At 64.9% G+C, this 22467-nt stretch carries 25 protein-coding genes; 11 read left to right on the top strand and 14 right to left on the bottom strand.

The features are described 5' to 3' along the window. Window positions 1-85 precede the first annotated feature (85 nt). From G3N95_RS02620 to G3N95_RS02610, 3 genes are all read right to left on the bottom strand, one after another. Window positions 86-718, bottom strand: a complete 633-nt coding sequence (locus G3N95_RS02620) for a DUF3455 domain-containing protein (RefSeq protein ID WP_205968384.1) — start codon at window positions 716-718, stop codon at window positions 86-88. 5 nt (window positions 719-723) lie between these two features. After that, window positions 724-1182 (bottom strand): HrpB1 family type III secretion system apparatus protein, encoded by a 459-nt coding sequence (locus G3N95_RS02615; RefSeq protein ID WP_205968383.1) that lies wholly within the window; start codon window positions 1180-1182, stop codon window positions 724-726. Between the two features lie 188 nt (window positions 1183-1370). Next, entirely contained in the window at window positions 1371-1511 is a 141-nt protein-coding gene (locus tag G3N95_RS02610) for a hypothetical protein (protein ID WP_205968382.1), read from the bottom strand. Between G3N95_RS02610 and G3N95_RS02605 the strand changes: the two genes are divergently transcribed. Beyond that, window positions 1501-2226, top strand: coding sequence for a hypothetical protein (locus G3N95_RS02605; protein WP_205968381.1), 726 nt, complete (start codon window positions 1501-1503; stop codon window positions 2224-2226). The two genes, G3N95_RS02610 and G3N95_RS02605, sit on opposite strands and share 11 nt — an antisense overlap. 54 nt (window positions 2227-2280) lie before the next feature. On the opposite strand, the gene G3N95_RS02600 is transcribed toward G3N95_RS02605, so the two are convergent. Both G3N95_RS02600 and G3N95_RS02595 read right to left on the bottom strand, forming a co-directional pair. Then, complete coding sequence (locus tag G3N95_RS02600; protein WP_205968380.1) at window positions 2281-2784, bottom strand: lytic transglycosylase domain-containing protein; 504 nt, start codon at window positions 2782-2784, stop codon at window positions 2281-2283. Further along, window positions 2781-3095 carry a hypothetical protein gene (locus G3N95_RS02595; RefSeq protein WP_205968379.1) on the bottom strand — a complete coding sequence of 105 codons (315 nt, stop codon included), beginning with the start codon at window positions 3093-3095 and terminating at the stop codon, window positions 2781-2783. Before G3N95_RS02595 ends, G3N95_RS02600 begins: the two co-directional genes overlap by 4 nt. Before the next feature lie 221 nt (window positions 3096-3316). Between G3N95_RS02595 and G3N95_RS02590 the strand changes: the two genes are divergently transcribed. Then, on the top strand, window positions 3317-4261 hold the full coding sequence (locus G3N95_RS02590; protein WP_205968378.1) for a phage tail tip lysozyme: 945 nt from the start codon (window positions 3317-3319) through the stop codon (window positions 4259-4261). Window positions 4262-4512: 251 nt separating this feature from the next. Here G3N95_RS02590 and G3N95_RS02585 read toward each other — a convergent pair whose 3' ends face one another. From G3N95_RS02585 to G3N95_RS02565, 5 genes are all read right to left on the bottom strand, one after another. Next, window positions 4513-5232: a response regulator transcription factor gene (locus G3N95_RS02585; RefSeq protein ID WP_205968377.1), complete on the bottom strand. Its 720-nt coding sequence runs from the start codon at window positions 5230-5232 to the stop codon at window positions 4513-4515. A 305-nt stretch (window positions 5233-5537) separates the two neighbouring features. Beyond that, complete coding sequence (locus G3N95_RS02580; RefSeq protein ID WP_205968376.1) at window positions 5538-6590, bottom strand: catalase family peroxidase; 1053 nt, start codon at window positions 6588-6590, stop codon at window positions 5538-5540. A gap of 52 nt (window positions 6591-6642) precedes the next feature. Beyond that, window positions 6643-7587, bottom strand: coding sequence for an anti-sigma factor (locus tag G3N95_RS02575; protein WP_205968375.1), 945 nt, complete (start codon window positions 7585-7587; stop codon window positions 6643-6645). Between the two features lie 164 nt (window positions 7588-7751). After that, the gene (locus G3N95_RS02570; protein ID WP_205968374.1) at window positions 7752-8684 is read right to left on the bottom strand and encodes an anti-sigma factor; all 933 of its coding nucleotides are present in this window, start codon (window positions 8682-8684) and stop codon (window positions 7752-7754) included. Continuing rightward, complete coding sequence (locus G3N95_RS02565) at window positions 8681-9229, bottom strand: RNA polymerase sigma factor (RefSeq protein WP_205968373.1); 549 nt, start codon at window positions 9227-9229, stop codon at window positions 8681-8683. Before G3N95_RS02565 ends, G3N95_RS02570 begins: the two co-directional genes overlap by 4 nt. 297 nt (window positions 9230-9526) lie before the next feature. On the opposite strand from G3N95_RS02565, the gene G3N95_RS02560 reads away from it, so the two are divergent. Beyond that, window positions 9527-9859, top strand: coding sequence for a DUF2322 family protein (locus tag G3N95_RS02560; protein WP_205968372.1), 333 nt, complete (start codon window positions 9527-9529; stop codon window positions 9857-9859). A gap of 5 nt (window positions 9860-9864) precedes the next feature. Here the strand turns inward: G3N95_RS02560 and G3N95_RS02555 are convergent, their stop codons facing one another. Next, the gene (locus G3N95_RS02555; protein ID WP_205968371.1) at window positions 9865-11337 is read right to left on the bottom strand and encodes an HD domain-containing phosphohydrolase; all 1473 of its coding nucleotides are present in this window, start codon (window positions 11335-11337) and stop codon (window positions 9865-9867) included. 151 nt (window positions 11338-11488) lie between these two features. Between G3N95_RS02555 and G3N95_RS02550 the strand changes: the two genes are divergently transcribed. The 7 genes from G3N95_RS02550 to G3N95_RS02520 all read left to right on the top strand — a co-directional run bounded on the left by G3N95_RS02550 (window position 11489) and on the right by G3N95_RS02520 (window position 18390). Continuing rightward, complete coding sequence (locus G3N95_RS02550) at window positions 11489-12268, top strand: alpha/beta hydrolase (RefSeq protein WP_205968370.1); 780 nt, start codon at window positions 11489-11491, stop codon at window positions 12266-12268. Between the two features lie 296 nt (window positions 12269-12564). Beyond that, window positions 12565-13563 carry a 2-keto-3-deoxygluconate permease gene (locus G3N95_RS02545; protein WP_205968369.1) on the top strand — a complete coding sequence of 333 codons (999 nt, stop codon included), beginning with the start codon at window positions 12565-12567 and terminating at the stop codon, window positions 13561-13563. Next, complete coding sequence (locus G3N95_RS02540) at window positions 13560-14819, top strand: four-carbon acid sugar kinase family protein (RefSeq protein WP_205968368.1); 1260 nt, start codon at window positions 13560-13562, stop codon at window positions 14817-14819. Before G3N95_RS02545 ends, G3N95_RS02540 begins: the two co-directional genes overlap by 4 nt. Before the next feature lie 39 nt (window positions 14820-14858). Next, window positions 14859-15857, top strand: a complete 999-nt coding sequence (pdxA, locus tag G3N95_RS02535; protein WP_205968367.1) for a 4-hydroxythreonine-4-phosphate dehydrogenase PdxA — start codon at window positions 14859-14861, stop codon at window positions 15855-15857. Between the two features lie 69 nt (window positions 15858-15926). Beyond that, window positions 15927-16697: a DeoR/GlpR family DNA-binding transcription regulator gene (locus G3N95_RS02530; protein ID WP_205968366.1), complete on the top strand. Its 771-nt coding sequence runs from the start codon at window positions 15927-15929 to the stop codon at window positions 16695-16697. Window positions 16698-16853: 156 nt separating this feature from the next. Next, window positions 16854-17828, top strand: a complete 975-nt coding sequence (locus tag G3N95_RS02525) for a cysteine synthase A (RefSeq protein ID WP_205968365.1) — start codon at window positions 16854-16856, stop codon at window positions 17826-17828. A gap of 76 nt (window positions 17829-17904) precedes the next feature. Continuing rightward, window positions 17905-18390, top strand: coding sequence for a YbaK/EbsC family protein (locus G3N95_RS02520; RefSeq protein ID WP_205968364.1), 486 nt, complete (start codon window positions 17905-17907; stop codon window positions 18388-18390). 27 nt (window positions 18391-18417) lie between these two features. On the opposite strand, the gene G3N95_RS02515 is transcribed toward G3N95_RS02520, so the two are convergent. Both G3N95_RS02515 and G3N95_RS02510 read right to left on the bottom strand, forming a co-directional pair. Then, window positions 18418-19203 (bottom strand): aldolase, encoded by a 786-nt coding sequence (locus G3N95_RS02515; protein ID WP_205968363.1) that lies wholly within the window; start codon window positions 19201-19203, stop codon window positions 18418-18420. Between the two features lie 19 nt (window positions 19204-19222). After that, on the bottom strand, window positions 19223-19927 hold the full coding sequence (locus G3N95_RS02510; protein ID WP_205968362.1) for a haloacid dehalogenase type II: 705 nt from the start codon (window positions 19925-19927) through the stop codon (window positions 19223-19225). Between the two features lie 117 nt (window positions 19928-20044). Between G3N95_RS02510 and G3N95_RS02505 the strand changes: the two genes are divergently transcribed. Beyond that, a complete protein-coding gene (locus G3N95_RS02505) occupies window positions 20045-20893 on the top strand; it encodes a LysR family transcriptional regulator (RefSeq protein ID WP_205968361.1) in 849 nt (282 codons plus the stop codon). On the opposite strand, the gene G3N95_RS02500 is transcribed toward G3N95_RS02505, so the two are convergent. Beyond that, a complete protein-coding gene (locus G3N95_RS02500) occupies window positions 20890-22230 on the bottom strand; it encodes an LLM class flavin-dependent oxidoreductase (RefSeq protein ID WP_205968360.1) in 1341 nt (446 codons plus the stop codon). The two genes, G3N95_RS02505 and G3N95_RS02500, sit on opposite strands and share 4 nt — an antisense overlap. Between the last annotated feature and the right edge of the window lie 237 nt (window positions 22231-22467).

The following is a 22467-nucleotide window of genomic DNA, read 5'->3' as shown; positions in this document are numbered from 1 at the left end:
GGGTGGGGATGCGGATTCGAGTGTAGTTCGGTGGAACGAACGGCGCTGGGTTTTTCTTCTGTCTTCGATGTGAGCGGCGATTGCGTTACGGCGCCGTGATGCCGATGGGCGTCGTGCGAGGGGCTGCGGCGCTGGTATCTGCATCCGCATGCCGATAGATCAGATACGTCGCGAAATAGGGCACCGCGAGGCTCGTGCCTTCCTGATCGCATGAACTGCCGGGTGCCAGACCGCCGATCGTATGCGCGCGCACGATCGCTGCCGTTCGTGCGAAACGTCCGTCTCCCTTCGACGATGCCGCCGTGAAGCGGATCGTTTCGCGTGTCCACGGCAGTGTCTGCGGATCGGGCTGCACGGTGTTTGTCACGCGTGCGACGACATAGCTGCCGTCATACGCGGAGTAATAGCCTTCGGGTGTGACGAGCGCGACGGCGTGACCTGTGTCGTCGAAAAGCCGCGCGAGCGTGCCGACGGGCTGCCACGTCAATGCGGAGAAATCGGCCGGTGGCGCGCTTGAGTCCATCCGCGAGCAAACGTAGCGCATGTCGCCCTGTGCATGCAATGTGCTGTCGGGTAACTCGCCTTGTCCAGGTTCGAACGCAGGCGGCAAGGCCGTTTGAGGCACGGCTTGCGGTGCAGTGGCGCATCCCGCACCCAGCAGAATCAGCGCCGACGCGCCGGCTGTCGTCGCTGCGCGTGTGAATGAAACTGCATTCATCACGATCAGCTGTGTTCGAGCGCGCGGCTCGTTTCGATCGCCGACAGCACGCGAGTCGACAGATCGGGACCGTGAACACTCGCGGCGTCGTCGCCGGGCACGTTCAGAAAGCGCGCGACGATTGCGATGGCCGTGTCGTTGTTCGTGTCGACGGCTTCCACTGCGGCGCGGCGCCACTCGTCGTCATGCTGCATGTAGAGACACAGTGCGTACAGCGCCGACACGACGGGGAGATTCGCATGACGGCTCGTGACATGGCGCAGCAGGTTCGCCGCTTCGCGCCACTCGGTCTGATTGATCAGCAGACGCGCTTCGCACACGTCGGCGAGCGGGCTGTCCGGCTGCCATGCGCGCAACGCGCCGAGTACGTCGTGCAGCTCCGGCATGGCGCCGATGCGCATGCCGCCTGAGAACACGGACATCATCGCGTTGAGCACGGATGGACTGCATTGAAGATTCGACATGGCGGCCTCGCATGAACAGTTGACGAACGATAGCGGGCACATGCCCGACACTGCATTCTGCGTACGCCAGTGCCTTCTGGGCTTTGCATGCGCGAAGCGTCGTGCCGCTTGCCGAAGCGTGCCGTTTTGTTGTGTCGATGAAGAACGCCCGTGACGTTTCGATGCGCTGCATGCGGCGATTCACGCTGTCATTCGCGACGCGCCACGCAGCTTCGCGCTGCGCGGGCGACGCTTGCCCGCATCGCTCTATCGTCGACACTGAATCGGGATCGGGCAAAGATCGCCGGTTCGTCTTCTTTTTTAACCAGAGAGAATTCGATGAACTCCATTACCCAATCCTTTCTCAACCCGGTGAATTACACGCCCGTCGGCGGCATGACGGGCGGTTCGGCGCAAGCGGTGCCGGGGCAGGGCGGCGATGTCGGCAAGTTGCTGCAAGACCTGTCGCAACTGATCGACGGCCAGCAGAACAACGCAGGCGGCTCGAATAACGTCAGCCAGTTCCTTAAGGATCTGGCCGGCGTGCTGGGCGGACAGCAAGGCGTGCAAGGAGCGCAAGGAGCGCAAGGAGCGCAAGGAGCGCAAGGAGCGCAAAACCCGGCGACGTCGATGGGCGGTCAGCCGGGCGGCATGCCTTCGGCGGGCGCTCCGACTGGCTCGACGAGCGGCTCGCCCGTCGGCACGACGGCCGGCGACAACGGTCTCGGCGCTGCCGGCCAGGGCATGCACAACATCAAGATCAACAGCAAGGCGGGCGGGGACGCGTTGCATCTGCAGGAAGACTCGCAAGGCAACCTGTACAACGCGAGCGGCAACAACGTCGGCCATATGGGCGCGGACGGTTCGGTCTCGCTCAACTCCGGCGCAACGAAGGAAGCGGCGATTCTCGAAACAGGACGCAGCGACGGCAAGATGAGCCTCGCGCAGGTGTTCGGCAAGGGCGGCTTCACGAAGCCGGAAACGGGCGACGGCGGCAACCAGGTGTTCGATGCGTCGCAGGTGTCGGTGTCGTCGGGCGACCTGAATCAGAAGAACGACGTCTGATCGATGCAAGGCGATGCGGCGCGCGAGATACGTCGGGCGCGCCGTGTCGCGGACTCAACGTGCGGCAAGCGATGCCGCTGTCACAGGCACCGAGCGCGCGGGATCGCGCAACCAGCCGTCGATGATCGCGGCGATGCGGCGCGCGTAATCGTCGCGCAGTGCGGGCGTCGCCGAATGATAAGCGCCTACGGCTGTCCACGTGTTGCCATAGCGGACCACCTGTTTGCGCAGATGCCACGCTGCGATATAGACGTTCTTGCACGGCACCATCAGCGCATCGCGGCGGATGCCGTAGCGTGCGAGTTCGGGCAGGTGGATCGAATTGATCTGCATCACGCCATAGTCGATCGAGCCGTTTGCGTTCGCATGCGTCGCGTCGGCGTTGTTGTGCGATTCCTGCCACGCGATCGCGCGCAGCACGAGAGGATTCAGATGCTGCCACGCTGCTGCGTCGTCGAAGCAGTCGGCGTGCGCGGGAAGCGCCGCGAGTGCCGACGATGCGAGCAGCAACGAACCTGCGACGCGCGCTGCACGAAGACGTGCGTGGTCGATCGTCATGGCGTCGTGGCTTCGATCGTTCGCGATTCGTGCCAGCGCTGCAGCCACGCGTTATATGCGTCGATGCGCGCTTCGCGCCGTGCTTCCGCGAGCCGTTCCTGTTCGAGATGCGCGTCTTCTCGATGTGCTTCTTCACGATGTTCGTCCAGGCGTCTTTGTTCCGCGCGTGCCTCGTCCAGTCGCCGCGCCGCGATCCGGTCGTCGTCGGCATTCACGCGCAGCAAGCCCTCGCTGACGTTGCTCTGCGCGTGAGCGCCGATGGCGGAAAGCGCGATCGATAGCGCAACGATGGCGCGTCGGGATAGGCGCATGAACGTGCTCCTTGTCGAGCGAAAGGCGATGCGAACGAGGATACGTTCCGTCATCCATGCGATGCCCACGCAACGCGAAGCAGCACTACCGGCATGCGAAGCACGCGGCGGTGAATCGCGCTTTCGCGTTTGCGCATCTGGCTTCGTACCCTGCGCGATACGTCGGCGGCGTGGCCCGTATCGTGACGCTACCTGGACGGCCATCTCTTCAGAGGACTCGGATGAACTCTCTTTCTCTTTTCAACGGCGTGGGTGGTGTATCGGGGCTGTCGCCCGTTTCGGGCATGCAGGGCAACGGCTCGTCGCAGGATGCGTCGATCGCGAATCTGCTGAACGACATTGCGAAGCTGATCGACGGCAACGGCGCGGGGCAAGCCGCGGGGACATCGGGCGCGGCGGCGGGCAACGGCAACCCGGTGTCGCAGTTCCTCGCCGATCTCGCCGCCATGCTCGGCGATCCTGAAGGCACGGGCGCGCAAAGCGGTGCAGGCGGGCAATCTGCGAGTGCAGCGTCGGGCTCGCCCCTCGGCGGCTACGACAATTTCACGGCGATGCCAGGCAATGCAGCGCCTGCGGGTGGTGAAGCGGGCAACGGCGGCATGAGCACGCCGGGATCCACGTCGACGGCGCCGTCGGCGAACAGCGGCACATCGTCACCCGGCGCAGCACCCGAAGGTCTCAGCACCGCACCGCAAACGCAGGCGCTGTCGTCCGCGCAAAGCAAGCAGGTCGCCGATGCCTATGTCAGCAATCTGCAAAAGGATTTCGGGCTCACGAAGAACCAGGCGGCGGGCATCGTCGCGAATCTGTGGCACGAGAGCGGTGGCATGAACTCGGGCATCAACCAGGGCGGCAAGATCGGCTCGCCTGGCTCCAACATGGCCGACGACAACGCGAACGGCTACGGTATCGCGCAATGGGGCGGCACGCGCAAGCAGGGCTTGATCGACTATGCGCGCCAGCACAATCTCGATCCGTCGAGCGAGGCCGCGAACTACGGCTACCTGAAGCAGGAATTGCAGACGTCGCAAGCGGGCGCAATCGCCGCCGTGAAGGGCACGAACAGCGCGCAGGCCGCGACGCAGGCATTCTGCAACGCGTTCGAACAGCCGTCCGATCCGCAGATGGCGTCGCGTCTCGGCTATCTGAATCAGATTCTCGCGTGAGCACTGCCGCTTTCGCACGCCGTTGACGCATGCGCGAAGGGCTCGAGTGGCGCTTCGCATGCGTGAACGGGCGCGAGGCGAACCGGGCGCTGCAAGGTGCACGGGATACTGCGGGCATGGCGAACGGGCATTCGTTGCGGGCGGGTTGCCGCATCGTCGGGCGCGTGCATCGTGTGCCGCGCGGGCCGCATTCGTCCACTCCGTGTGATCTTTCCATGATTGCGTCGACTTCGCATGAGCGCGCAACCGCTTCACGCGGCGACGGGTTCCTGACACTCGACGGCTTCCTGCGAGCGCGCGACGAACACATAGCCGAGCGAGTACACCGTCTTCAGCTGCGACCCGTCGCGATTGTCCAGTGCGAGCTTCGAGCGCAGCTTGTAGATGTGCTGTTCGAGCGAGCGGCCCGCAAGATCGGCGTCCTTGCCCCACACGGCGTGCGCCAGCTGTTCGCGGCTCATCAGCGTGCCCGCGTTCATGAACAGCAACCACGCGAGGCTCAGTTCGCGCGCCGTCAGCGAAACCTTTCGTCCGCCGAAGCTCACCGTGCGCGCCGTCCGGTCGATCGTATAGCCCGCCACCGTCAGCCGGTCGACCATGCGCGAGCCGCGGCAGCGCGTAATCACGCGCCGCGCGCGCGCCATGATCTCGTCGACGTTCGCGGTGCCGATCACGACTTCATCGACGCCCGCATCCAGCGCATCGATCACCGCCGCGCTGTCCCACGCGCGGCCGATCATCATCACGGGCAGATCGGTGCGGAAATGGCAACTGCGCCACTCGAGCGTCGCGAGCGCGGGAATCTGGCTCTGCGTTGCATCGAAGATGACGAGCGCCGCCGAGTCGCGTTGCAGGAATCGGATCAGCGAAAGCTCGTCGGTGAAACGCGTGCATGACGTGCCGTTCTGCTCGAAACCTTCGCTGATCTGCTTGAACAGTACGTCGCTGAAAGTGAATAAGGCAATTCGCATGTGTACTCCATAGCCATCGCGGCGCGGCCGATGCGCCGATATCCCCCGTGGTTCTGGTCGTGGGCGCCGTTTCGTTTGTAGCGCTCTCCAATACACAACACCTGATAGCAAGGGACTATTCCATCCGATTCCCAATCGCGCGAAGAAGATGGATGGCATGCGAAAAACGCTTGCGGGACAAGCGGTTGCGGCACGACGTACGATGCGGTGGGCATCGTGTTGCGCTCATGCGTGAAGAAAATACTCTGCGAGGACGAAGCGGCGTTCGATAAAACGAGGCCGCTCACTATGTGGGCGATCTGCGGCTATCGTCGTGCCGTGTAGTGTTGCTCTTCACGCACGCGCCGTTCATGCGATTCCGCATACGCAGCGGAACGTGCGTGGAGCAATGGATCGTCGGACGGCGCAATACCGTCAGGCAGCGTCAGCGGATCGAAGCTGATGTCGCGGCATGGACCGTCGATCTGCGCTTCTTCGCGTTGCACGACGAGCGTTCCCACGTCGATCTGGGTGCGGTTTGCGGGCCATTGACGCGTCGAATCATTGGTGACGTCGCCCGCTTGCGCGAGCGTGATCACCATATGCCAGCGAAGCGAGCCTTGTTGCAGACGTTCAGCGAGGCCGCGTTCGAGAAAATCGCTGTCGTGTTTCTGCGCATCGGCGAGCGGTACATAGGCATCGTCGGGTTCGACACGCCAGCGCACGTTCTGCACGCGACCGTCGCGATCGATCAGCCGGAACGCCGACACGCTGTAATAGGCAGCATTGCCGAAAGCCGACGACGGCGGATGCTCGTGCTGCCACTGCTCGAAGCGCGCGGTTTCGGGATGCGCTTTCATGAAGGCATCCATGCCTGCGTCGCTGCCGTACGTGGTCGTTTCGCGCGCCTGGCGCGACGCCGCGAGCATGTCGAACAACGCTTCGGGCGTGCGCACGGGGAAGATCGGCGCGGAGTTCATCGCGGTGCGCCACTCGCTGCCGTCGGGCATCACGATGCGCAGCGCGAGGCTGCGCACGTTCGACGCGCCATCGGCCTGCGCCGGATTGCCGCCGCCGATCGACAGACGTCCCACCACCTGGGAGCGGCCCGCTGCGAACACGCTTGCGCGCGAGAGCGGCGCGGCGTTGCCGTTGCTGTCGAAATAGCCGGTGACGCACACGCCTTTCGCGTGATTGCGCCGGAAGCCGGCGTGCTTGCCCGACACGGATTCGAAGCGGTCGATGATCTGCGTCGCCGAAGGCTGCGTGCCGAGCAGGCCCGCGAAACCATGCGTGATGGCGTAAGCGCCCGCGAAGGTGCCTAGCGTAACGACGGCGAGCGCGCCGCCCGCGACAGTGCGAAAGGGAAATCTGGACATGAATCGACGGCACATGCGGCGCGCGCGACGACACACCATCGCGCACGCTGCATCAAACGGAACCAAAGAGTGGATCGAAATGACGGCCGGCGATCTCTTTGCCAAGCGGTGCAAGATCGCCGTTGCTGGATGCGCCGATCAGCGCATAGCCCAGCTTCGACTCGCGCCACGTGACGACGTTCATCGTGTCGATGCGCTGCGATGCGACGGACTGGTCCGCCTTGTCTTCCTTGATCACGCACAGCGCGACGGGGTCGCCTTTTTGCGGCAGATAAACGATCTGCACGAGCGGACGGCCATGAAACTTCAGGCGTTGGACGCGGATGAAGCGCAGTCCCGCTTTGCTCAGATCGGGCACACGCAGCGCGATGCCGTCTTCCGTGCGGATTTCGTCGACGGTGCTTTGCGCGTCGGATACATCGGGCCACATGTGCGAGACGGTGTCGCGCGAATACAGTTGCTGGTAGCTCGCCGCGACCTGCACCCACGGCAGCGAGCCCATCGTCGACGACGCGACCGTGGCCGCATTGCTTGGCGCGTTGCCGCCCGGATTGAAGCCGACGCCGGGCGCAAGCCGCAGCACGACGCCGCAGCAGAATGCGCCGCCGACAAACGCGACGGCCAGCCACGCAGGTGCGATACGCAGACGCGAACGCACGGGCGCGGACGGCGGCAATTGCGCGCTGTGTCCGATGACGGCGTCGTTCGCTACGGATTCGTTCGTGTCTTGCGCGGCTGGCGACGGCGCCGTGACGCGCTTCGCCGCTTCCGTATGCGCGCGCAGCAGATCGTCGACACGTTTGACGAGGCTGTCGGGTACAGGCGGCAGCTTTTGTTCGGCGAATGCCTCGCGATACGGCAGGCGCGACGCCTTGAAGAGGGCGACCTTGTCCGCGAGCTCCGCGTGTGCGCGGAGTTCGTCTTCGATCTGCTGACGTTCCTGCGGCGACAGTTCGTCGTCGACATACGCCATCAGCACGGTATCGTCGACATTCATACGCTCGGGCCCTGGTCGGAAGTGCCGCAACACGAATGGGGATCATGTCACGGCGATGTCACAGCTAGCTGGCTATCCAGTATAACGTTCTGCTCGCCCAATAGGGTCAATGTGCCGATTTGACGTGCGTGCGCGCGAAGGCAAATCCGCGCGCCGCTGCAATGTCAGCTCGCCACGGAATGCTCCGGCACCGACACGCGGCTGAACATCGCGTCGACATCGCGATTGGCGATCATCTTGCCGAGCCTGTCGAGATCGACCTGCCCCTGCGAGCCGATCAGCGCATAGCTCAGTTCCGACTGCCGCCATGTGACGACGTTCATGTCGTCGATCTTCTGTTGCGCGATCGACTGATCCGGCTTCGCATCCTTCACGACGCACAGCGCGACGGGGCCGCCCGATTTCGGCAGATAGACGATCTGCACGAGCGGCTTGTCGTGAAAGCGCAGACGCTGGATACGCTTGAACGTCAGGCCTTGCGCACTGAGATCGGGCACGCGCACGGGCAGCCCGTCGATCTCGTGGATATCGGCGACCGTCTTTGCCGAGACGGACGGGTCCGTCGTGGCGGCGACCGTGTCGCGCGAATAGAGCGCCTGGTAGCCCGCTGCCGCCATCACCCATGGCGAAGCGGGCTGTGCGGACGCAACCGTCGTGCTTTCGCTTCCCAGCAGCAGGCCAGGCGTCAGACGCAACCCGATACCGCAGCAGAACACGCCCGCGACGAACGCGACCGCGAGCCACGGCGCGGAAAAGCGCATGCGTGAACGGATCGGCGCGGACGGCGGTGTGCCGGCGCTGGCGGGTGCGACGGCATCGTTCGCGGCCGGATCGGCGGCGGGGCCGGGCGGCACGGGCGATGTTGCGCTTGCATGCGTGCGTGAAAGTTCGGCGATCTTGCGCGTCAGCGATTCGGGCACGGGCGGCAGCTTCTGCTGCGTGAAGGCGTCGTGAAACGGCAGGCTCGATGCACGGAACAGTTCGATGCGCTCCGCGAGTTCCGGCGAATCATCCAGCTCGCGTTCGATCTCGCGGCGTTCCTCGATATCGAGTTCGCCGTCGACGTAGGCCATCAGCATGAGGTCGTCTACTTTCATGACGCCGAGTCCTTGCCGAGTGCGGCCATTTTCAGCGACGGGGCCGCTTTGCCCGCGAACAGCGCGCCGATCGCCTGACGCGCGCGCGACAGCCGGCTCATCACGGTGCCGATGGGCACGTCCAGCGCTTGCGCCGTCTCGCTGTAGCTGAGGCCCTCGACGGCCACGAGCAGCATCACCACGCGCTGCGCTTCGGGCAGACGCTGCACGGCCTCGATGATCTGCGCGTTCATCGTGATCTGTTCGGGCGTGCGCGCCGACGGGTCTTCAACCGTTTCGAGGAAGTCGTCGTCCCATTCCATGCTTGAACGGCTGCGCACCGAACGCGCGCGCAGCTCGTTGATCCACGTGGAATGCACGATCGAAAACATCCAGCTGAGGGGCGCCGTGTCCGCCTGCAACTGATGCGCGCGTTCCAGCCCGCGCACGCACGCGCGCTGCACGAGATCTTCGGCGTCGTGCTGATCGCCGGAAATGCGCAATGCGAAAGCCCATAACCTCGGAAGCATGTCGGGCAGCATGCTGGACAAGTCTGCGCCTGTCATTGACGTCGTTCCTTGCTACTGACTCGGTGATCTGCCCTCGATGAAGGCAATGCGGCCGGTGCGCGGCAACTGTCGGGCGCACTCGCTATACGGACGGAATTCAAGCGGGCAATTTTAACTTCGATCTGACAATATTGCTGACGAGGTAAACGACGCGCGTTTTTCCATTGGTGTCCGAAATGGAAAGCTGCGTGAAAATCCCATGCAGCGGGCCATGACATGGTGAACAACGCGGGCTGCGCGGGCAATCGGATAAGATACGGCCCGCCAGTCATTTTCCGAACGATGGAGTTTTCAGTGATTCAACCGGGCAACGTATTCAAGGACAACCTCGCGCAACTGCCGGGCATCGACGGTATCGAGCGTATCGATCTCGTCGACCGCAAGGGCGCCGTGGTCGCGAGCATCGAAAACAAGCCGGGCAAGCAGGGCTCGCTCGCCGTGTACCACTATTTGCGCGAAGCTTTCGGCACGCTCGACGCGAAGGCTGCGGAGCATGGTCTCGCCGTGTTCGCCGAGCACACGGCCGACGCGCGCAATCGTCCGGGCGCGCATCCGAACGTGGATCGCCTGCTGGAGATCGCGGCGGGCGGCGAGGCGCTGCGCATCGAGGTCATCGCTGCCGCCTGAGCGCGTCACAGCAATCCGAGCGCCAGCGCCTTGAGCGTGGCGGCCGCGCGCGTCGAGCAATCGAGCTTGCGAAACACGCTTTCGACATGCGTGCGCACGGTGCTCGGACTCAACGACAGATCGCGGGCGACTTCCTTGTTGCTCGCGCCCTGCGAAATGCCGCGCAGCACGTCGATTTCGCGCGCCGACAGGCGCGCATTGTGCGCGCGCGGATTGATGACGCGGCGCTGCGACGGTCCTGCGTCGATCAGTGCATCGACCACGCCGGCATCGTAGCGTCCCTGTGCTGCTTCTTCCTGTATCAGCTTCGCGGCCTCGTGGTCCGTCAGCGCAGCGCGCCACGGACGCGCCGCGCGCAGTGCGACCCATGTCGCGCTCGCGGCCAGAATGCGCGCTTCGACCGGCAATGCCGCACCCGCGGCGCCACGAAAATACCCCGAACCATCGAGCCGTTCATACGCGTGCGAGCCGAGTTCGGCGGCTTCGGCAAGTGTGCCCGTCTGCCTGCCCGCACGCGAGGTCCAGTACGGCACGAGACGCACTTTCTCCCACGCGGCTTGCGACAGCCGCGACGGCGTGTCCCAGATCGGATTCGGCACGGCCGCGCGCCCCATGCCGTGAACCAGTCCCGCGCAATACAGGCGATTCTGCGCGTTCGCATCGAGCGCCAGGCGCGCGGCGCACGACGCAGCCGTCGCCGCGACGCTGCGAGAATAGCCCGTCATCCACGGCAGTTTCAGATCGATGATGTCGGCGACCAGTTCGACGGGCGTGACGTCGCTCATGTGCGGCGTCAATAGCGCGGCATCGATGGACGCCGCGTCCGCGTGTTCGAGTTCATCGAGCCAATCCGCCGCGAGCCGGACGGCGAGATGCGCGAGCTTGTCGGGATAGCGCGAATCGGCGCGCTGGCCGATCAGCGCACGGGCCCGTTCGATGCCGTACGTGCGCGAGAAGATCTCCAACTCGCCGGCGAGGGCCACGATGAAGACGCTGGTCGGCACTGCGCTGCCCGCAAGGTGATCGGGCGAGCCGCTGCCATCCCACGATTCGAACACATGCCGCAACGTGGCCTCCGTGTCTTGACCGAGACCGAGCATGCGCGCCGCTTCGCTCGACACTTCGCAATGGATGCGTGCGAGCGGCGTGATGACGGCGCCGAGATCGGCGTGCATGTCGATCGGTCCTGCCCAATCGGGCTTGAGCGCGAGCATCGCTTCGCGGCTTGCGATGTCGTCGCCGGTCGCTTCCGCAAAGCCCGCTGCATTCGCGGTGCAGCCCGACCAGCGCAGCAGCGAAGCCTCGCATACGGCGATGACGGTGGGGGCGTCGAGTTCGGCGGCGCGCGCGAGGCGCACCGCGAGCCAGGCAGTGCGGACAGAATGATCGGTCGGCTGTCCCATGCTCAGATCGCCGATGAAGGCGAGCGCCTTCACGGCATCGAACACGCGAACGGCGGGGGCCGGCGAAGTCTGCATGAGTGCGTAGAGCGGTCGATTGTCGAGCCCCACTATACCCCGCGTGTCCGCGCGCGAGATCGGTCATTTGACCGATAGCAGGCGCCGGCGGCGTTTGCGATGCTTCGCTCCTCTCGCTGGATATCGGCGACACATCAAGGACACATCGCTCATGAATTCGCTTATCAGAAAGTGCATCGCTTCCGTCATGCTGGCCGGTTCGGTGCTGTCGTTGCACGCGGCGCAGGCTGCCCAGCCGCAGGACCTGAAGGGCAAGAACGTGGTGCTGGTGCACGGCGCGTTCGCCGACGGTTCGAGCTGGGAGAAGGTGATTCCGCTACTCGAAGCGCGCGGCCTACATGTGGTCGCCGTGCAGAATCCGCTGAGTTCGCTTGCCGACGATGCTGCCGCGACGAAGCGTGCGATCGACGCGCAGAACGGTCCCGTGGTGCTGGTCGGCCATTCGTGGGGCGGCGCGGTGATCAGCCAGGCGGGCAATGACGACAAGGTGAAGGCGCTCGTCTACGTGGCCGCCTTCGCACCCGACAGCGGCCAGTCGATCAACGACATGCTCAAAGGCAAACCCGCGCCCGCCTGGGCGAGCGAGTTGCAGAAGGATTCGGGCAACTTCCTGACGCTGTCGCCGAAAGCAATCGACGACGACTTCGCGCAGGATCTGAGCCCGGCGCAAAAGCGCGTGGTCGCGGCAACGCAAGGTCCGTGGTTCGCCGGTGCGACCGACGACAAGGTGACGGACGCTGCATGGCACACGAAGCCGACGTACTACGTCGTCGCGAATCATGACCGCATGATCGATCCGCGCTTGCAAAACGCGATGGCGGGGCAGATCAAGGCGAAAGTGACGCACGTCGAGAGCAGCCATGTGCCGATGCTGAGCAAGCCCGAAGCGGTGGCGAATGCGATCATCGAGGCGGCTGCCAAGGCGCAGTAATCGAACGCTGTACTTCCAGAAACCGCGACGTGCCGGAAGGCGCGTCGCGGTTTTCGCTTTTGCTGGGCGAAAGGAGGTGGCGCAACGGATGCGACGGAACCGGGCACCACGGGGTCGAGCAATCTAGCGCCGTCTCGAAATGATCGGTTTGCTCAAATGGTTGATCGGTTTGCGCAAACCGATGAGAGGGGCTACACTGCAAACTGATCGATTCGATCGAATCGTGATTATTTCGATCAAAACCGCGACAGCACGCGGAACCCAGCGCATTGCCCAAATAAAGCCAGGAGACTCGCATGGTTCAAATCCCCATCAAACGCTCGATCGAGCGCGTTCCCGGCGGCATGATGATCGTGCCGCTGCTCATCGGCTCGCTGGTGGCGACGTTCCTGCCCGGCATGCCGAAGTTCTTCGGTTCGTTCACCAATGCGCTGTTCACGGGCGCGCTGCCGATTCTCGCCGTGTTCTACGTGTGCATGGGCGCGAGCATCGACGTGAAGGCGACGCCGTATCTGATGAAGAAAGGCGGCGCGCTGCTCGTCACGAAGGTCGGCGCGGCCGTGATCGTGGGCGTGGTTCTGGGTCATCTGATCGGCGAGCAGCCGGTGTCGTCGGGCCTGTTCGCGGGCATCTCGACGCTCGCCGTGGTCGCCGCGATGAACGACACGAACGGTGGCCTCTACATGGCGTTGATGGGCCAGTACGGCCGCTCGGAAGACGTGGGCGCATACACGCTGATGTCGCTCGAATCGGGCCCGTTCCTGACGATGGTGACGCTCGGCGTGGCGGGGCTGTCGGCGTTTCCGTGGCAGACACTGGTCGGCAGCATTCTGCCGCTCGCGCTCGGCATGCTGCTCGGCAATCTCGACCGCGACATGCGCGACTTTCTCGCGAAGGCGGTGCCCGTGATGATTCCATTCTTTGCGCTTGCACTCGGCGCCGGACTCGATCTGCATAAGGTGTGGCAAGCTGGCCTGCTCGGCATCGGCCTCGGTATCGCCGTCGTGATCGTGACGGGCATTCCGCTGTACTTCGCCGATCGTCTGACGGGCGGTACGGGCGTAGCCGGTGTCGCGGCAGCCAACACGGCAGGTAACGCGGCCGCGGTGCCCGCGCTGGTGGCGGCAGCCAACCCGGTCTATAACGCAGCGGCGCAAAGCGCGACACTGCTGGTCGCCGCGTGTGTCGTCGTGACGGCGATTCTGTCGCCGATCCTGACGTCGGCCGTTGCGAAGCGCTATCAGCAGCGTCAGGAGGCGGCGCGCTCAGGCAATCGCCAAGGGCTGGCACGATGAGCATTCTGATCATTGCGGACGACCTGTCGGGTGCCGCGGACTGCGCGATCGGTTTCGCGAGCGCCGGGCATCGCACGGTCGTCACGCTGGAGGCGACACGCACGCCGGCGCATGACGGCGCGGACACGATCGCCGTCGATACCGACACTCGCCGTCTCACACCGCAGGATGCGGCGGCGCGCACGTCGGCGGCGTATGCGGAGATGAGCGCGCGCGGCCAGCGCCTCTACAAGAAAATCGATTCGACGTTGCGCGGCAACTGGGCTGCGGAAGTCGCGGGCCTTCAGGCGCTCGCCGGCATGGCGATCGTCGCGCCCGCGTTTCCGGCCACGGGGCGCACGGTGCATGAAGGCCGCGTGTTCGTGAACGGCGAGCCGCTGGAACAGACGGCGACCTGGAAGCTGGAGCACGCGGGGCTGCCTGCGGGCATCGCGGCGCAACTCGAAGCAGCGGGTCTGGCGACGGACCGGCTCGATGCCGAAGCGCTTGCCGACGAACCGGAAACGCTGGCGGTGTGCATCGGCGCGATGGCCGCGAACGGTGTGCAGGCGTTGATCGTCGATACGCAAAGCGAGCGGGCGCTACGTGCGCTCGCCCGTGCGACGTTGCATAGCGATGCGGCATTTTTCTGGGTCGGCTCGGGCGGACTGGCGCGCGAAATCGCGGCGCTCGATTCGCGGGTCGACCTGGCAGAGCGCGACCTTGGCAGCACGACATTTCCCGGTGGCCCGATCCTGATTCTGGTCGGCAGCCTGTCGGCCGTCAGCGAGCGGCAATGCGCGATGCTGCGCGAACGCGGCGGCGTCGAAGAACTGGTCGTGCCGCCCGCCGTGTTGCGCGAAGGCGCGACGCATCGCGACTGGCGCGCGCTGCAGGACCAGATCGGCGTATCGCTGAAGGCGGATGTCGATCTGCTGCTGCGCATCGGCCGCGACGATGCATTCGATCCCGCCGAAGGCGCGCAACTGTCGGCGGCGCTCGCCGCGCTCGTCGAGCCGCACTTCACGAAGACAGGCGGCGTAATCGCGACGGGCGGCGAGACCGCGCGCGCGATGCTCGCGGCCGCGCGTATCGGCAATCTGCAATTGCTGGCCGAAGTGGAAGCGGGCGTCGCCGTCGCGCGGCCGCTCGATGCCACGCGCACGCATTGCCCCGGCGTCGTGACGAAGGCGGGCGCATTCGGCACCGATCACGCGCTGTACGCCGCGTGGCTGACGCTGCGCAACGAAACTGAACGGGACGTCGTGCCGCACTGACGTCCGAGAATGAACTGCACGTATTCACGAGATCACATCATGAGCACCTACCTTCCCGTAATCGGCATCACGATGGGCGATGCATCCGGCGTCGGCGCCGAAGTCGTCGTCAAGAGCCTCGCGCATGCATCGGTCTATGCGCAATGCCGTCCGCTCGTGATCGGCGACGCGAAGCGCCTCGAACGCGCGAATGAAATCGTGGGCGGCGAGATGAAGATTCGCCGCATCGAAGACGCCTCCGAGGCGCGCTACGAGCAGGGCGCGATCGACTGCATCGACCTCGGCCTGATTCCCGACAACCTCCCGTTCGGTCAGCTGTCGGCCGTCGCGGGCGATGCCGCGTACCAGTACATCAAGCGCGCCGTCGAACTCGCGCAGTCCGGCAAGATCGACGCGATCTGCACGGCGCCGCTCAACAAGGAAGCGCTGCATGCGGGCGGCCACAAGTATCCGGGCCACACGGAAATGCTCGCGCATCTGACGGGTGTCGAGGAAGTGTCGATGATGCTCGTCGCGCCGCAACTGCGCGTGATCCACGTGACGACGCACATCGGCATCATCGACGCGATCCGCAAGATCGAGCCCGGCCTCGTGCAGCGCACGATCGAACGCGGCAATGCGACGCTCGTGAAGGCGGGCATCGAGCGTCCGCGTATCGGCGTGTGCGGGATCAATCCGCATGCGGGCGAGAACGGTCTGTTCGGCTACGGCGAAGAGGAAGAGAAGATCATCCCCGCGGTGAAGCTGCTGCAGGAGCGCGGCCTGGACGTAACAGGTCCGCTGCCCGCCGATACCTTGTTCTTCCGCGCGGGCCGCGGCGACTTCGATCTGGTGGTGGCGATGTATCACGACCAGGGACATGGCCCCGTGAAGGTGCTCGGTCTCGAAGCGGGCGTGAACGTGACGGTGGGGCTGGAAGTGATCCGTACGTCCGTCGATCACGGCACGGCTTTCGACATCGCGGGCAAGGGTGTCGTCGACGAAGGCAGCATGCTCGAAGCGCTGCGCCAGGGCGCCGAACTCGCAACGCGCCGCTGATCGTCGCGGGGTGCTCGCGGCCAGCGTGCGTGGTGTAAGATCGAGCCCCATTCCCGGACTCGTGCACACGTGAAGAAAACGATAGACCGTCATCAGGCGATTCTCGATCTCGTCCGTGCCCGCGATGCCAACGTCGAAGAGTTGTGCGCCGCGCTCGGCGTATCGGAAGCGACGATCCGCCGTGACCTGACGGCGCTCGCGAGGCAAAAGCGCCTCGTGCGCACGTATGGCGGCGCGACGGCATTCGTCGGCGTGCACGAGCCTGAAGCGTCGCTCGAAGAACGCAAGTCGGCGCAGCGCGAGCAGAAGGAGTCGATCGCGCAGGCGGCCGCCGCGCACGTGCTCGACGGCGATACCGTGCTGCTCGACGGCGGCACGACCTGTGCCGCGCTTGCATGGCATCTGTCCACACGCGAAGCGCTGCACGTCGTCACCAACAATCTGCTTGCCGTCACCGCGCTCGCGAATGCGCCGGGCGTGCGGCTCACGCTGATCGGCGGCGAGCTGCGCGGCTCCAGCATGAGCACGCTCGGGCCGCTGGCGGAACTGATCCTCAGCCGTCTGACCGTCGACCGCGCGTTTCTCGGCGCGGATGGCGTGGTCGCGGGCTTCGGCCTGTGCGAAGCATCGGCGCAACAGGCGTATCTGAAGGAATGCATCGTCTCGCGGGCCGCCGAAATCGTCGTGCTCGCCGATTCGGACAAGCTCGGCCGCGCGCGTCAGCAGCATTGGACGCCGCTGCAACGCGACTGGCGGCTCATCACCTCGGCGAGTGCGGACGACGCACTGCTCGCGCCGTTTCGCGCACTCGATGAAGTAACCGTCGAACTCGCGCCCTGATCTCATACTGCGCCGCACAGGTGTGCGGCGCTGCCCTCCAGGGCGACGCCGGCGAGGCCGGCGCGCGACATGCTCCCTGACATCGGCAAGGCCGGCGAACTATGCTTCGAATGAGGCAGCCGCTTTCGCTGCCTGTCACTGAAACGGGGGACGCTCATGCGCGTACACCAGGGTTTCACGGGATGCATCGGCGACACGCCGCTCATCCGGCTCGCAGCGCTCAGTGCCGAAACCGGCTGCGAGATTCTCGGCAAAGCGGAGTTCATGAATCCGGGCGGTTCGGTGAAGGATCGCGCCGCGCTGTACATCATTCTCGATGCCGAGCGGCGCGGCGCGCTCAAACCCGGCGGCACGGTCGTGGAGGGCACGGCGGGCAACACGGGCATCGGCCTCGCGCACCTGTGCGCGGCGCGCGGCTATCGCTGCGTGATCGTGATTCCCGACACGCAATCGCCCGCGAAAATGGAACTGCTGCGCGTGCTCGGTGCGGAAGTGCGGCCCGTACCCGCTGCGCCGTACAAAGATCCGAACAACTATCAGAAGGTCGCGAGCCGTCTCGCAGACGAACTCGCCAACGCGATCTGGGCCAATCAGTTCGACAACGTCGTCAACCGGCAGGCGCACTACGAGACCACGGGGCCCGAAATCTGGCGCGACACGGCGGGCACGGTCGATGCGTTCGTCTGCTCGACCGGCACGGGCGGCACGCTCGCGGGCGTCAGCCGCTATCTGAAGGAACAGAATCCGGACGTGCGCATCGCGCTCGCGGACCCGCATGGCAGCGGTTTGTACAGCTATGTGAAGACGGGCGAAATCAAGGTGGAAGGCAGTTCGATCACCGAGGGCATCGGTTCGAGCCGCGTCACGGCCAATCTCGAAGGCACGGCAATCGACGACGCGTTCCGCATCGACGATCAGTCTTGCGTGACGATGGTGTACCGCTTGCTGCGCGAAGAAGGACTGTACGTCGGCGGATCGACGGGGATCAATGTTGCCGCCGCCGTCGCGCTAGCGCGGCAGATGGGGCCGGGCCATACGATCGTCACGCCGCTGTGCGATCGCGGCGAACTGTATCGCGCGCGGCTCTTCAATGCGGAGTGGCTGAAGGAGAAGGGTCTCGTCACAGCGTGAACAAACGCGATGCGGATCATGCGCGGGCGAACTATCCTGAATGAATCGCCCGCGACTTCCGACACGGAGGTGTGTCATGTCAATGTCTACGACTCTCCAGGAGTGCCTTACCGATAAGGGCTCCCGTTACGAAATCGTGCGTCACCCGTACAGCCATTCGAGTATGGAAACGGCGGCTGCCGCACATGTTCCCGGCGATCGTCTGGCGAAGACCGTGCTGTTCGAGGACGAGCAGGGCTATGTTGCTGCCGTGCTGTCGTCCACCCACGCGGTGCGCCTGGCCGAGCTGTCGTCGAAAACCGGGCGGCATCTGTCACTCGCGAAGGAAGGGGACTTGCGCGAACTGTTCAAGGATTGCGAATACGGCGCGCTGCCGCCTGTTTGCACCGCCTATGGCATGAAAACGTATCTGGACGAGAGCCTTGTGCGTCAACCGGATGTGTATTTCGAGTCCGGCGATCACGAAGCGCTCGTGCATATGGACGGCGAGCAGTTTCTCGCGCTGATGGACGGCGCCGAGCGCGCGCATTTCGGACGGCGCATGCAGGGCATGTCGGTCTGATCGCGCGTTGCACCGGTTATTGCCGGGTCACGTCTCGAAGCGGTTGCCCGCGTCGCGAAGACGCCGGATGCCGCTGTCGAGATGTGCCCGCGCGCTTTCCTTGTCGCCCAGGCGCATCTGCTCATAAGCGAGCTGCGCGACGGCGTTCGGCACGGTTTTGAGCGGGCGGTTGCTCTGCATCGCCTTGAGTTGCACTTCTGCCGCGCGTTCCAGGTAGTAAAGATCGTCCCACGCTTCCGCGATGCTCGCGCCCGCCACCATCACGCCGTGGTTCTTCAGGAACAGGATATCGGCGTCGCCCATTGCCTTCGCGATACGGTCGCCTTCGGAGGTATCGAGCGCGAGGCCGTTGTATTCCTCGTCGACGGCGGTGCGGCCATAGAACTTCAACGCCGTTTGTCCGAGCCACAACAGCGGCGGCCCTTCGATCAGACACAGCGCCGTCGCGTTCGGCATGTGCGTGTGGAAAGCCGCCTTCACGCGCGGCATCGCCTTGTGCAGGCGCGCGTGAATGTAGAACGCCGTTGCTTCCGGCTTGCCTTCGCCGTCGATCACGTTGCCGTCGAAATCGCAGATCAACAGGCGCGATGCCGTGATTTCCGGGAACGCATAGCCATACGGATTGACGAAGAACAGATCGTCATGCCCCGGCACGACCGCCGAAAAATGATTGCACACGCCTTCTTCCAGGCCAAGTTGCGCGGCAAGCTGAAAGCACGCGGCCAGTTCGACGCGGGCAGTTTGCACCGCGTCGGAGTCGAGCGCGTCGCGGCGCGACAGGGCGGACGTCTTGACGTCGAGCGTATGAGCCATTGCAGATCCTCTTTATGTTTCACCAGCCGAGCGACGTGAAAAGCGGCGGCACCTGGTCGAGCGTCGCAAGAATCGCGTCGGGTGTGTAGTCCGGCAAGAGCCGGCGCCCCGTGCCGCGATCGATCCACACGCAACGAAAGCCGATATCGCGCGCTGCCGCGTGGTCCAGATGCGGGCTCGCGCAGATATGCACGACATCGTCGCGCGCTACGCCGAGCTGTTCGTGAGCATAGTCGAAAAGCCGCCGGTCGGGCTTGTATGCGCCTGCCTGCTGCGCGGTGATCACGCGGTCGATATGGCCGCCGAGCTGCGCGACGTTGCCCGCGATCACGTCGTCGTCGGTATTCGACACGATGCACAGCCGGTAGCCGGCTTCCTTCAATGCACGCAGCGTGCCGACCACTTCCGGGAAGGGCGGCATCGCCGAGATGCGCTCCGTGAGCATGCTGATGTCGCTGGCGTCCGCGTGCAGATCGAATTCTTCGAGCGCGATGCGCAGCGCCTCGCCCGCGACTTCGCGGAACGAACGGTGCGGCGGCGTCTGTTCGAGCGCATGCTCGTGGCGGTCGTAGACGGCGATGAACCTGCGTGGATCGATCGCGGCGGCGTGCTTGCTGGCGAGGATCGCGGCGACGGCTTTCTGCAGCCCTTCGTCCCATTGAATCAGCGTGCCGTAGCAATCGAAGGTCAGCCACGACGGGCGGCGTGTGTTTTCGAGCGACATGGTTCGGTCCTTTCCGGAAGCGTCGATATGCAACACAGGCTAAGTCGCACGGCCGATATTTGGAAATTAAATTAAAATCGCATAGTCAGTGGAAATGCAAATATGAGGTAACGTGCCGTGCTCGATCTCGAACTCCTGAAGACGCTCGTGTGCGTCGTCGACGAAGGCAGCTTCACGCGGGCGGGTGATCGCGTGCATCGCACGCAGTCCACCGTCAGCCAGCAAGTGCGTCGTCTGGAGGAACTGGTCGGGCGCACGCTGCTGACGCGCGACCGCACGGGCAATCAGGTGACGGCGACCGAACATGGCGAGCTGCTCACGCACTATGCACGCCGTCTGATTGCACTCTCGCAGGAGGCGCAGGACGCCCTCGCCAGCGACGTATCGCGCACGCCGATCCGCATCGGTGTGCCCGAAGACTTTTGCGCAAAGCGGATGGCGTCGATCCTGTCGGGCTTCGTCAAGGCACGGCCGGATGCGCGGCTCGAAACGGTCGCGGGTATGAGCGGCGATCTGCAGCGCAAGCTGTCGGGCGGCGAGATCGACATCGCACTCGTCAAGCGCGAGCCGGGCAGTGGGCCGAGTCTTGCAGCGTGGCCCGAATCGCTCGTATGGGTGCGCGGCCGTCAGGTGGAAGTGCCGTCCGAAGACGGCGAGCCCGTTCCGCTCGCGCTGTTCCCGCAGGGCTGCGTGTACCGCAAGCGCGCGATCCGCACCCTCGACCAGTCGAAGCGTAGCTGGCGCGTCGCGTTCGGCAGCCACAGCCTGACGGGCATTCAGGCCGCCGTCGCCTCCGGACTCGGCATCACGGTCCTGCCGACAACAGCGGTGCTGCCCGAGCACAGCCTGTGTTTCGATCTGCCGCGTCTGCCGCCCACCGAACTTGCGCTGGTCGGTGCGGGCGGCGCGCTGAATGCGGTGCAGTCCGCGCTGGTCGATTTTCTGCGCGAAGCGGTGACCGTCTAGCCGGCTGTGCGGCGCACGAAGAAGCGATTCTCCGGGCGCGGCAAGCCGAGGTGGTCGCGCAAGGTCATGCCTTCGTAGGCGCGCCGGAAAATGCCGCGCCGCTGCAGTTCGGGCACGACCTTGTCGGCGAAATCGTCGAGGCCGCCGGGCAGATACGGAAACATCACATTGAAGCCGTCCGAGCCGCGTTCGGCGAGCCATTGCTCCATCTCGTCGGCGATCGTCGCGGCGGTGCCGACCATCTCCAGCCCCGAATAGCCGCCGATCCGCTGCGCGAGCTGACGGATCGTCAACTGTTCCGCGCGAGCCCATTCGACCACGCGTTGCCGCGCGCTTCTGCTCGCATTGCTCTCCGGAATCTCGGGCAGCAGCGAGTCCGGGTCGAGATGCGACACGTCATGGCCGAGCGCGATCGACAGCGAGGCGATGCCGCTGTCGTAGTGCACGAAGGTATCGAGCAGCGCGCGCTTTTCGCGCGCTTCGTCGACGCTATCGCCGACCACCACGAACGCGCCGGGCAGGATCTTCAGATGCTCCGGGTCGCGACCCGCGCGCTCGACGCGGCGCTTCACGTCCGCATAAAAGCGCTTGCCTTCCGCGAGCGAGGGCGGCGCGGCGAATACTGCGTCGGCCGTTTCGGCCGCGATCTGGCGGCCCGCTTCGGACGATCCCGCCTGCACGACGACGGGCCACCCCTGAACCGGCCGCGCGATGTTCAGCGGCCCGCGCACCGACAACTGCTCGCCCTTGTGGCCGAGCACGTGCATCCGCTCGGGGTCGACGTAGATGCCGCTTTCGACGTCGCGCACGAATGCGTCGTCGGCCCAGCTATCCCACAGTCCCGTTACCACGTCATAGAACTCGCGGGCGCGCTGATAGCGCTCGCCGTGCTCGACATGCTCGTCGAGGCCGAAGTTGAGCGCGGCGTCGGGATTGGATGTCGTCACGAGATTCCAGCCTGCGCGGCCGCCGCTCAGATGATCGAGCGATGCAAAGCGGCGCGCGACGTGATACGGCTCGTCGAACGTCGTCGACGATGTGGCGATCAGCCCGATGCGCTCCGTCACCGCGGATAGCGCGGAAAGCAGCGTCAACGGCTCGAACGACGTGACCGTGTGACTGCGCTTGAGCGCGTCGGGCGGCATGTTGAGCACGGCGAGATGATCGGCCATGAAGAAGGCGTCGAAGCACGCGCGTTCGAGCGTCTGCGCAAAGCGCTTCAGGTGCGCGATGTTGAAGTTGGCATCGGGATACGCGCCGGGAAAGCGCCACGCGCCCGTGTGCAGGCTGACGGGTCGCATGAAGGCGCCGAGATGCAGTTGACGGGAACGGGTCATCGTGAAAGCCCTCGTCGAAGCGGTAAGCGGGTGATCGGAGTTGGAAATCGTGCGCGAAATACGATACGACAGGCGCGCGAAACCGGCTCGCCGTTTGACATGCGCACGCCTGTGCTGGTGTCGGCGCTGTGTTGGGCCGACGCGAACAGCGGTTCATCGGACGTTGGTGTACGAGCGTCAATTCGGCTGGCATGCGTGGTGGCCGATGCTATCCCAACTGGGCCAACGCCTTTGACT

The sequence above is a fragment of the Paraburkholderia sp. Tr-20389 genome (assembly GCF_017104565.1).
In the GTDB taxonomy this organism is placed as follows: domain Bacteria; phylum Pseudomonadota; class Gammaproteobacteria; order Burkholderiales; family Burkholderiaceae; genus Paraburkholderia.
The sequence above is the reverse complement of the archived record's forward strand: the minus strand, read 5'-3'. Positions and strand labels throughout refer to the sequence as shown.

Bases quoted from the DNA above. Each gene is read 5' to 3' on its own strand.
- G3N95_RS02520 (WP_205968364.1), top strand. From the start codon at position 17,905: ATGTCAATGTCTACGACTCTCCAGGAGTGCCTTACCGATAAGGGCTCC.
- G3N95_RS02500 (WP_205968360.1), bottom strand. From the start codon at position 22,230: ATGACCCGTTCCCGTCAACTGCATCTCGGCGCCTTCATGCGACCCGTC.
- G3N95_RS02615 (WP_205968383.1), bottom strand. From the start codon at position 1,182: ATGTCGAATCTTCAATGCAGTCCATCCGTGCTCAACGCGATGATGTCC.
- G3N95_RS02590 (WP_205968378.1), top strand. From the start codon at position 3,317: ATGAACTCTCTTTCTCTTTTCAACGGCGTGGGTGGTGTATCGGGGCTG.
- G3N95_RS02580 (WP_205968376.1), bottom strand. From the start codon at position 6,590: ATGTCCAGATTTCCCTTTCGCACTGTCGCGGGCGGCGCGCTCGCCGTC.
- G3N95_RS02525 (WP_205968365.1), top strand. From the start codon at position 16,854: ATGCGCGTACACCAGGGTTTCACGGGATGCATCGGCGACACGCCGCTC.
- G3N95_RS02510 (WP_205968362.1), bottom strand. From the start codon at position 19,927: ATGTCGCTCGAAAACACACGCCGCCCGTCGTGGCTGACCTTCGATTGC.
- G3N95_RS02515 (WP_205968363.1), bottom strand. From the start codon at position 19,203: ATGGCTCATACGCTCGACGTCAAGACGTCCGCCCTGTCGCGCCGCGAC.
- G3N95_RS02600 (WP_205968380.1), bottom strand. From the start codon at position 2,784: ATGACGATCGACCACGCACGTCTTCGTGCAGCGCGCGTCGCAGGTTCG.
- G3N95_RS02575 (WP_205968375.1), bottom strand. From the start codon at position 7,587: ATGAATGTCGACGATACCGTGCTGATGGCGTATGTCGACGACGAACTG.
- G3N95_RS02570 (WP_205968374.1), bottom strand. From the start codon at position 8,684: ATGAAAGTAGACGACCTCATGCTGATGGCCTACGTCGACGGCGAACTC.
- G3N95_RS02620 (WP_205968384.1), bottom strand. From the start codon at position 718: ATGAATGCAGTTTCATTCACACGCGCAGCGACGACAGCCGGCGCGTCG.
- G3N95_RS02585 (WP_205968377.1), bottom strand. From the start codon at position 5,232: ATGCGAATTGCCTTATTCACTTTCAGCGACGTACTGTTCAAGCAGATC.
- pdxA (WP_205968367.1), top strand. From the start codon at position 14,859: ATGAGCACCTACCTTCCCGTAATCGGCATCACGATGGGCGATGCATCC.
- G3N95_RS02555 (WP_205968371.1), bottom strand. From the start codon at position 11,337: ATGCAGACTTCGCCGGCCCCCGCCGTTCGCGTGTTCGATGCCGTGAAG.
- G3N95_RS02545 (WP_205968369.1), top strand. From the start codon at position 12,565: ATGGTTCAAATCCCCATCAAACGCTCGATCGAGCGCGTTCCCGGCGGC.
- G3N95_RS02610 (WP_205968382.1), bottom strand. From the start codon at position 1,511: ATGGAGTTCATCGAATTCTCTCTGGTTAAAAAAGAAGACGAACCGGCG.
- G3N95_RS02540 (WP_205968368.1), top strand. From the start codon at position 13,560: ATGAGCATTCTGATCATTGCGGACGACCTGTCGGGTGCCGCGGACTGC.
- G3N95_RS02550 (WP_205968370.1), top strand. From the start codon at position 11,489: ATGAATTCGCTTATCAGAAAGTGCATCGCTTCCGTCATGCTGGCCGGT.
- G3N95_RS02605 (WP_205968381.1), top strand. From the start codon at position 1,501: ATGAACTCCATTACCCAATCCTTTCTCAACCCGGTGAATTACACGCCC.
- G3N95_RS02565 (WP_205968373.1), bottom strand. From the start codon at position 9,229: ATGACAGGCGCAGACTTGTCCAGCATGCTGCCCGACATGCTTCCGAGG.
- G3N95_RS02595 (WP_205968379.1), bottom strand. From the start codon at position 3,095: ATGCGCCTATCCCGACGCGCCATCGTTGCGCTATCGATCGCGCTTTCC.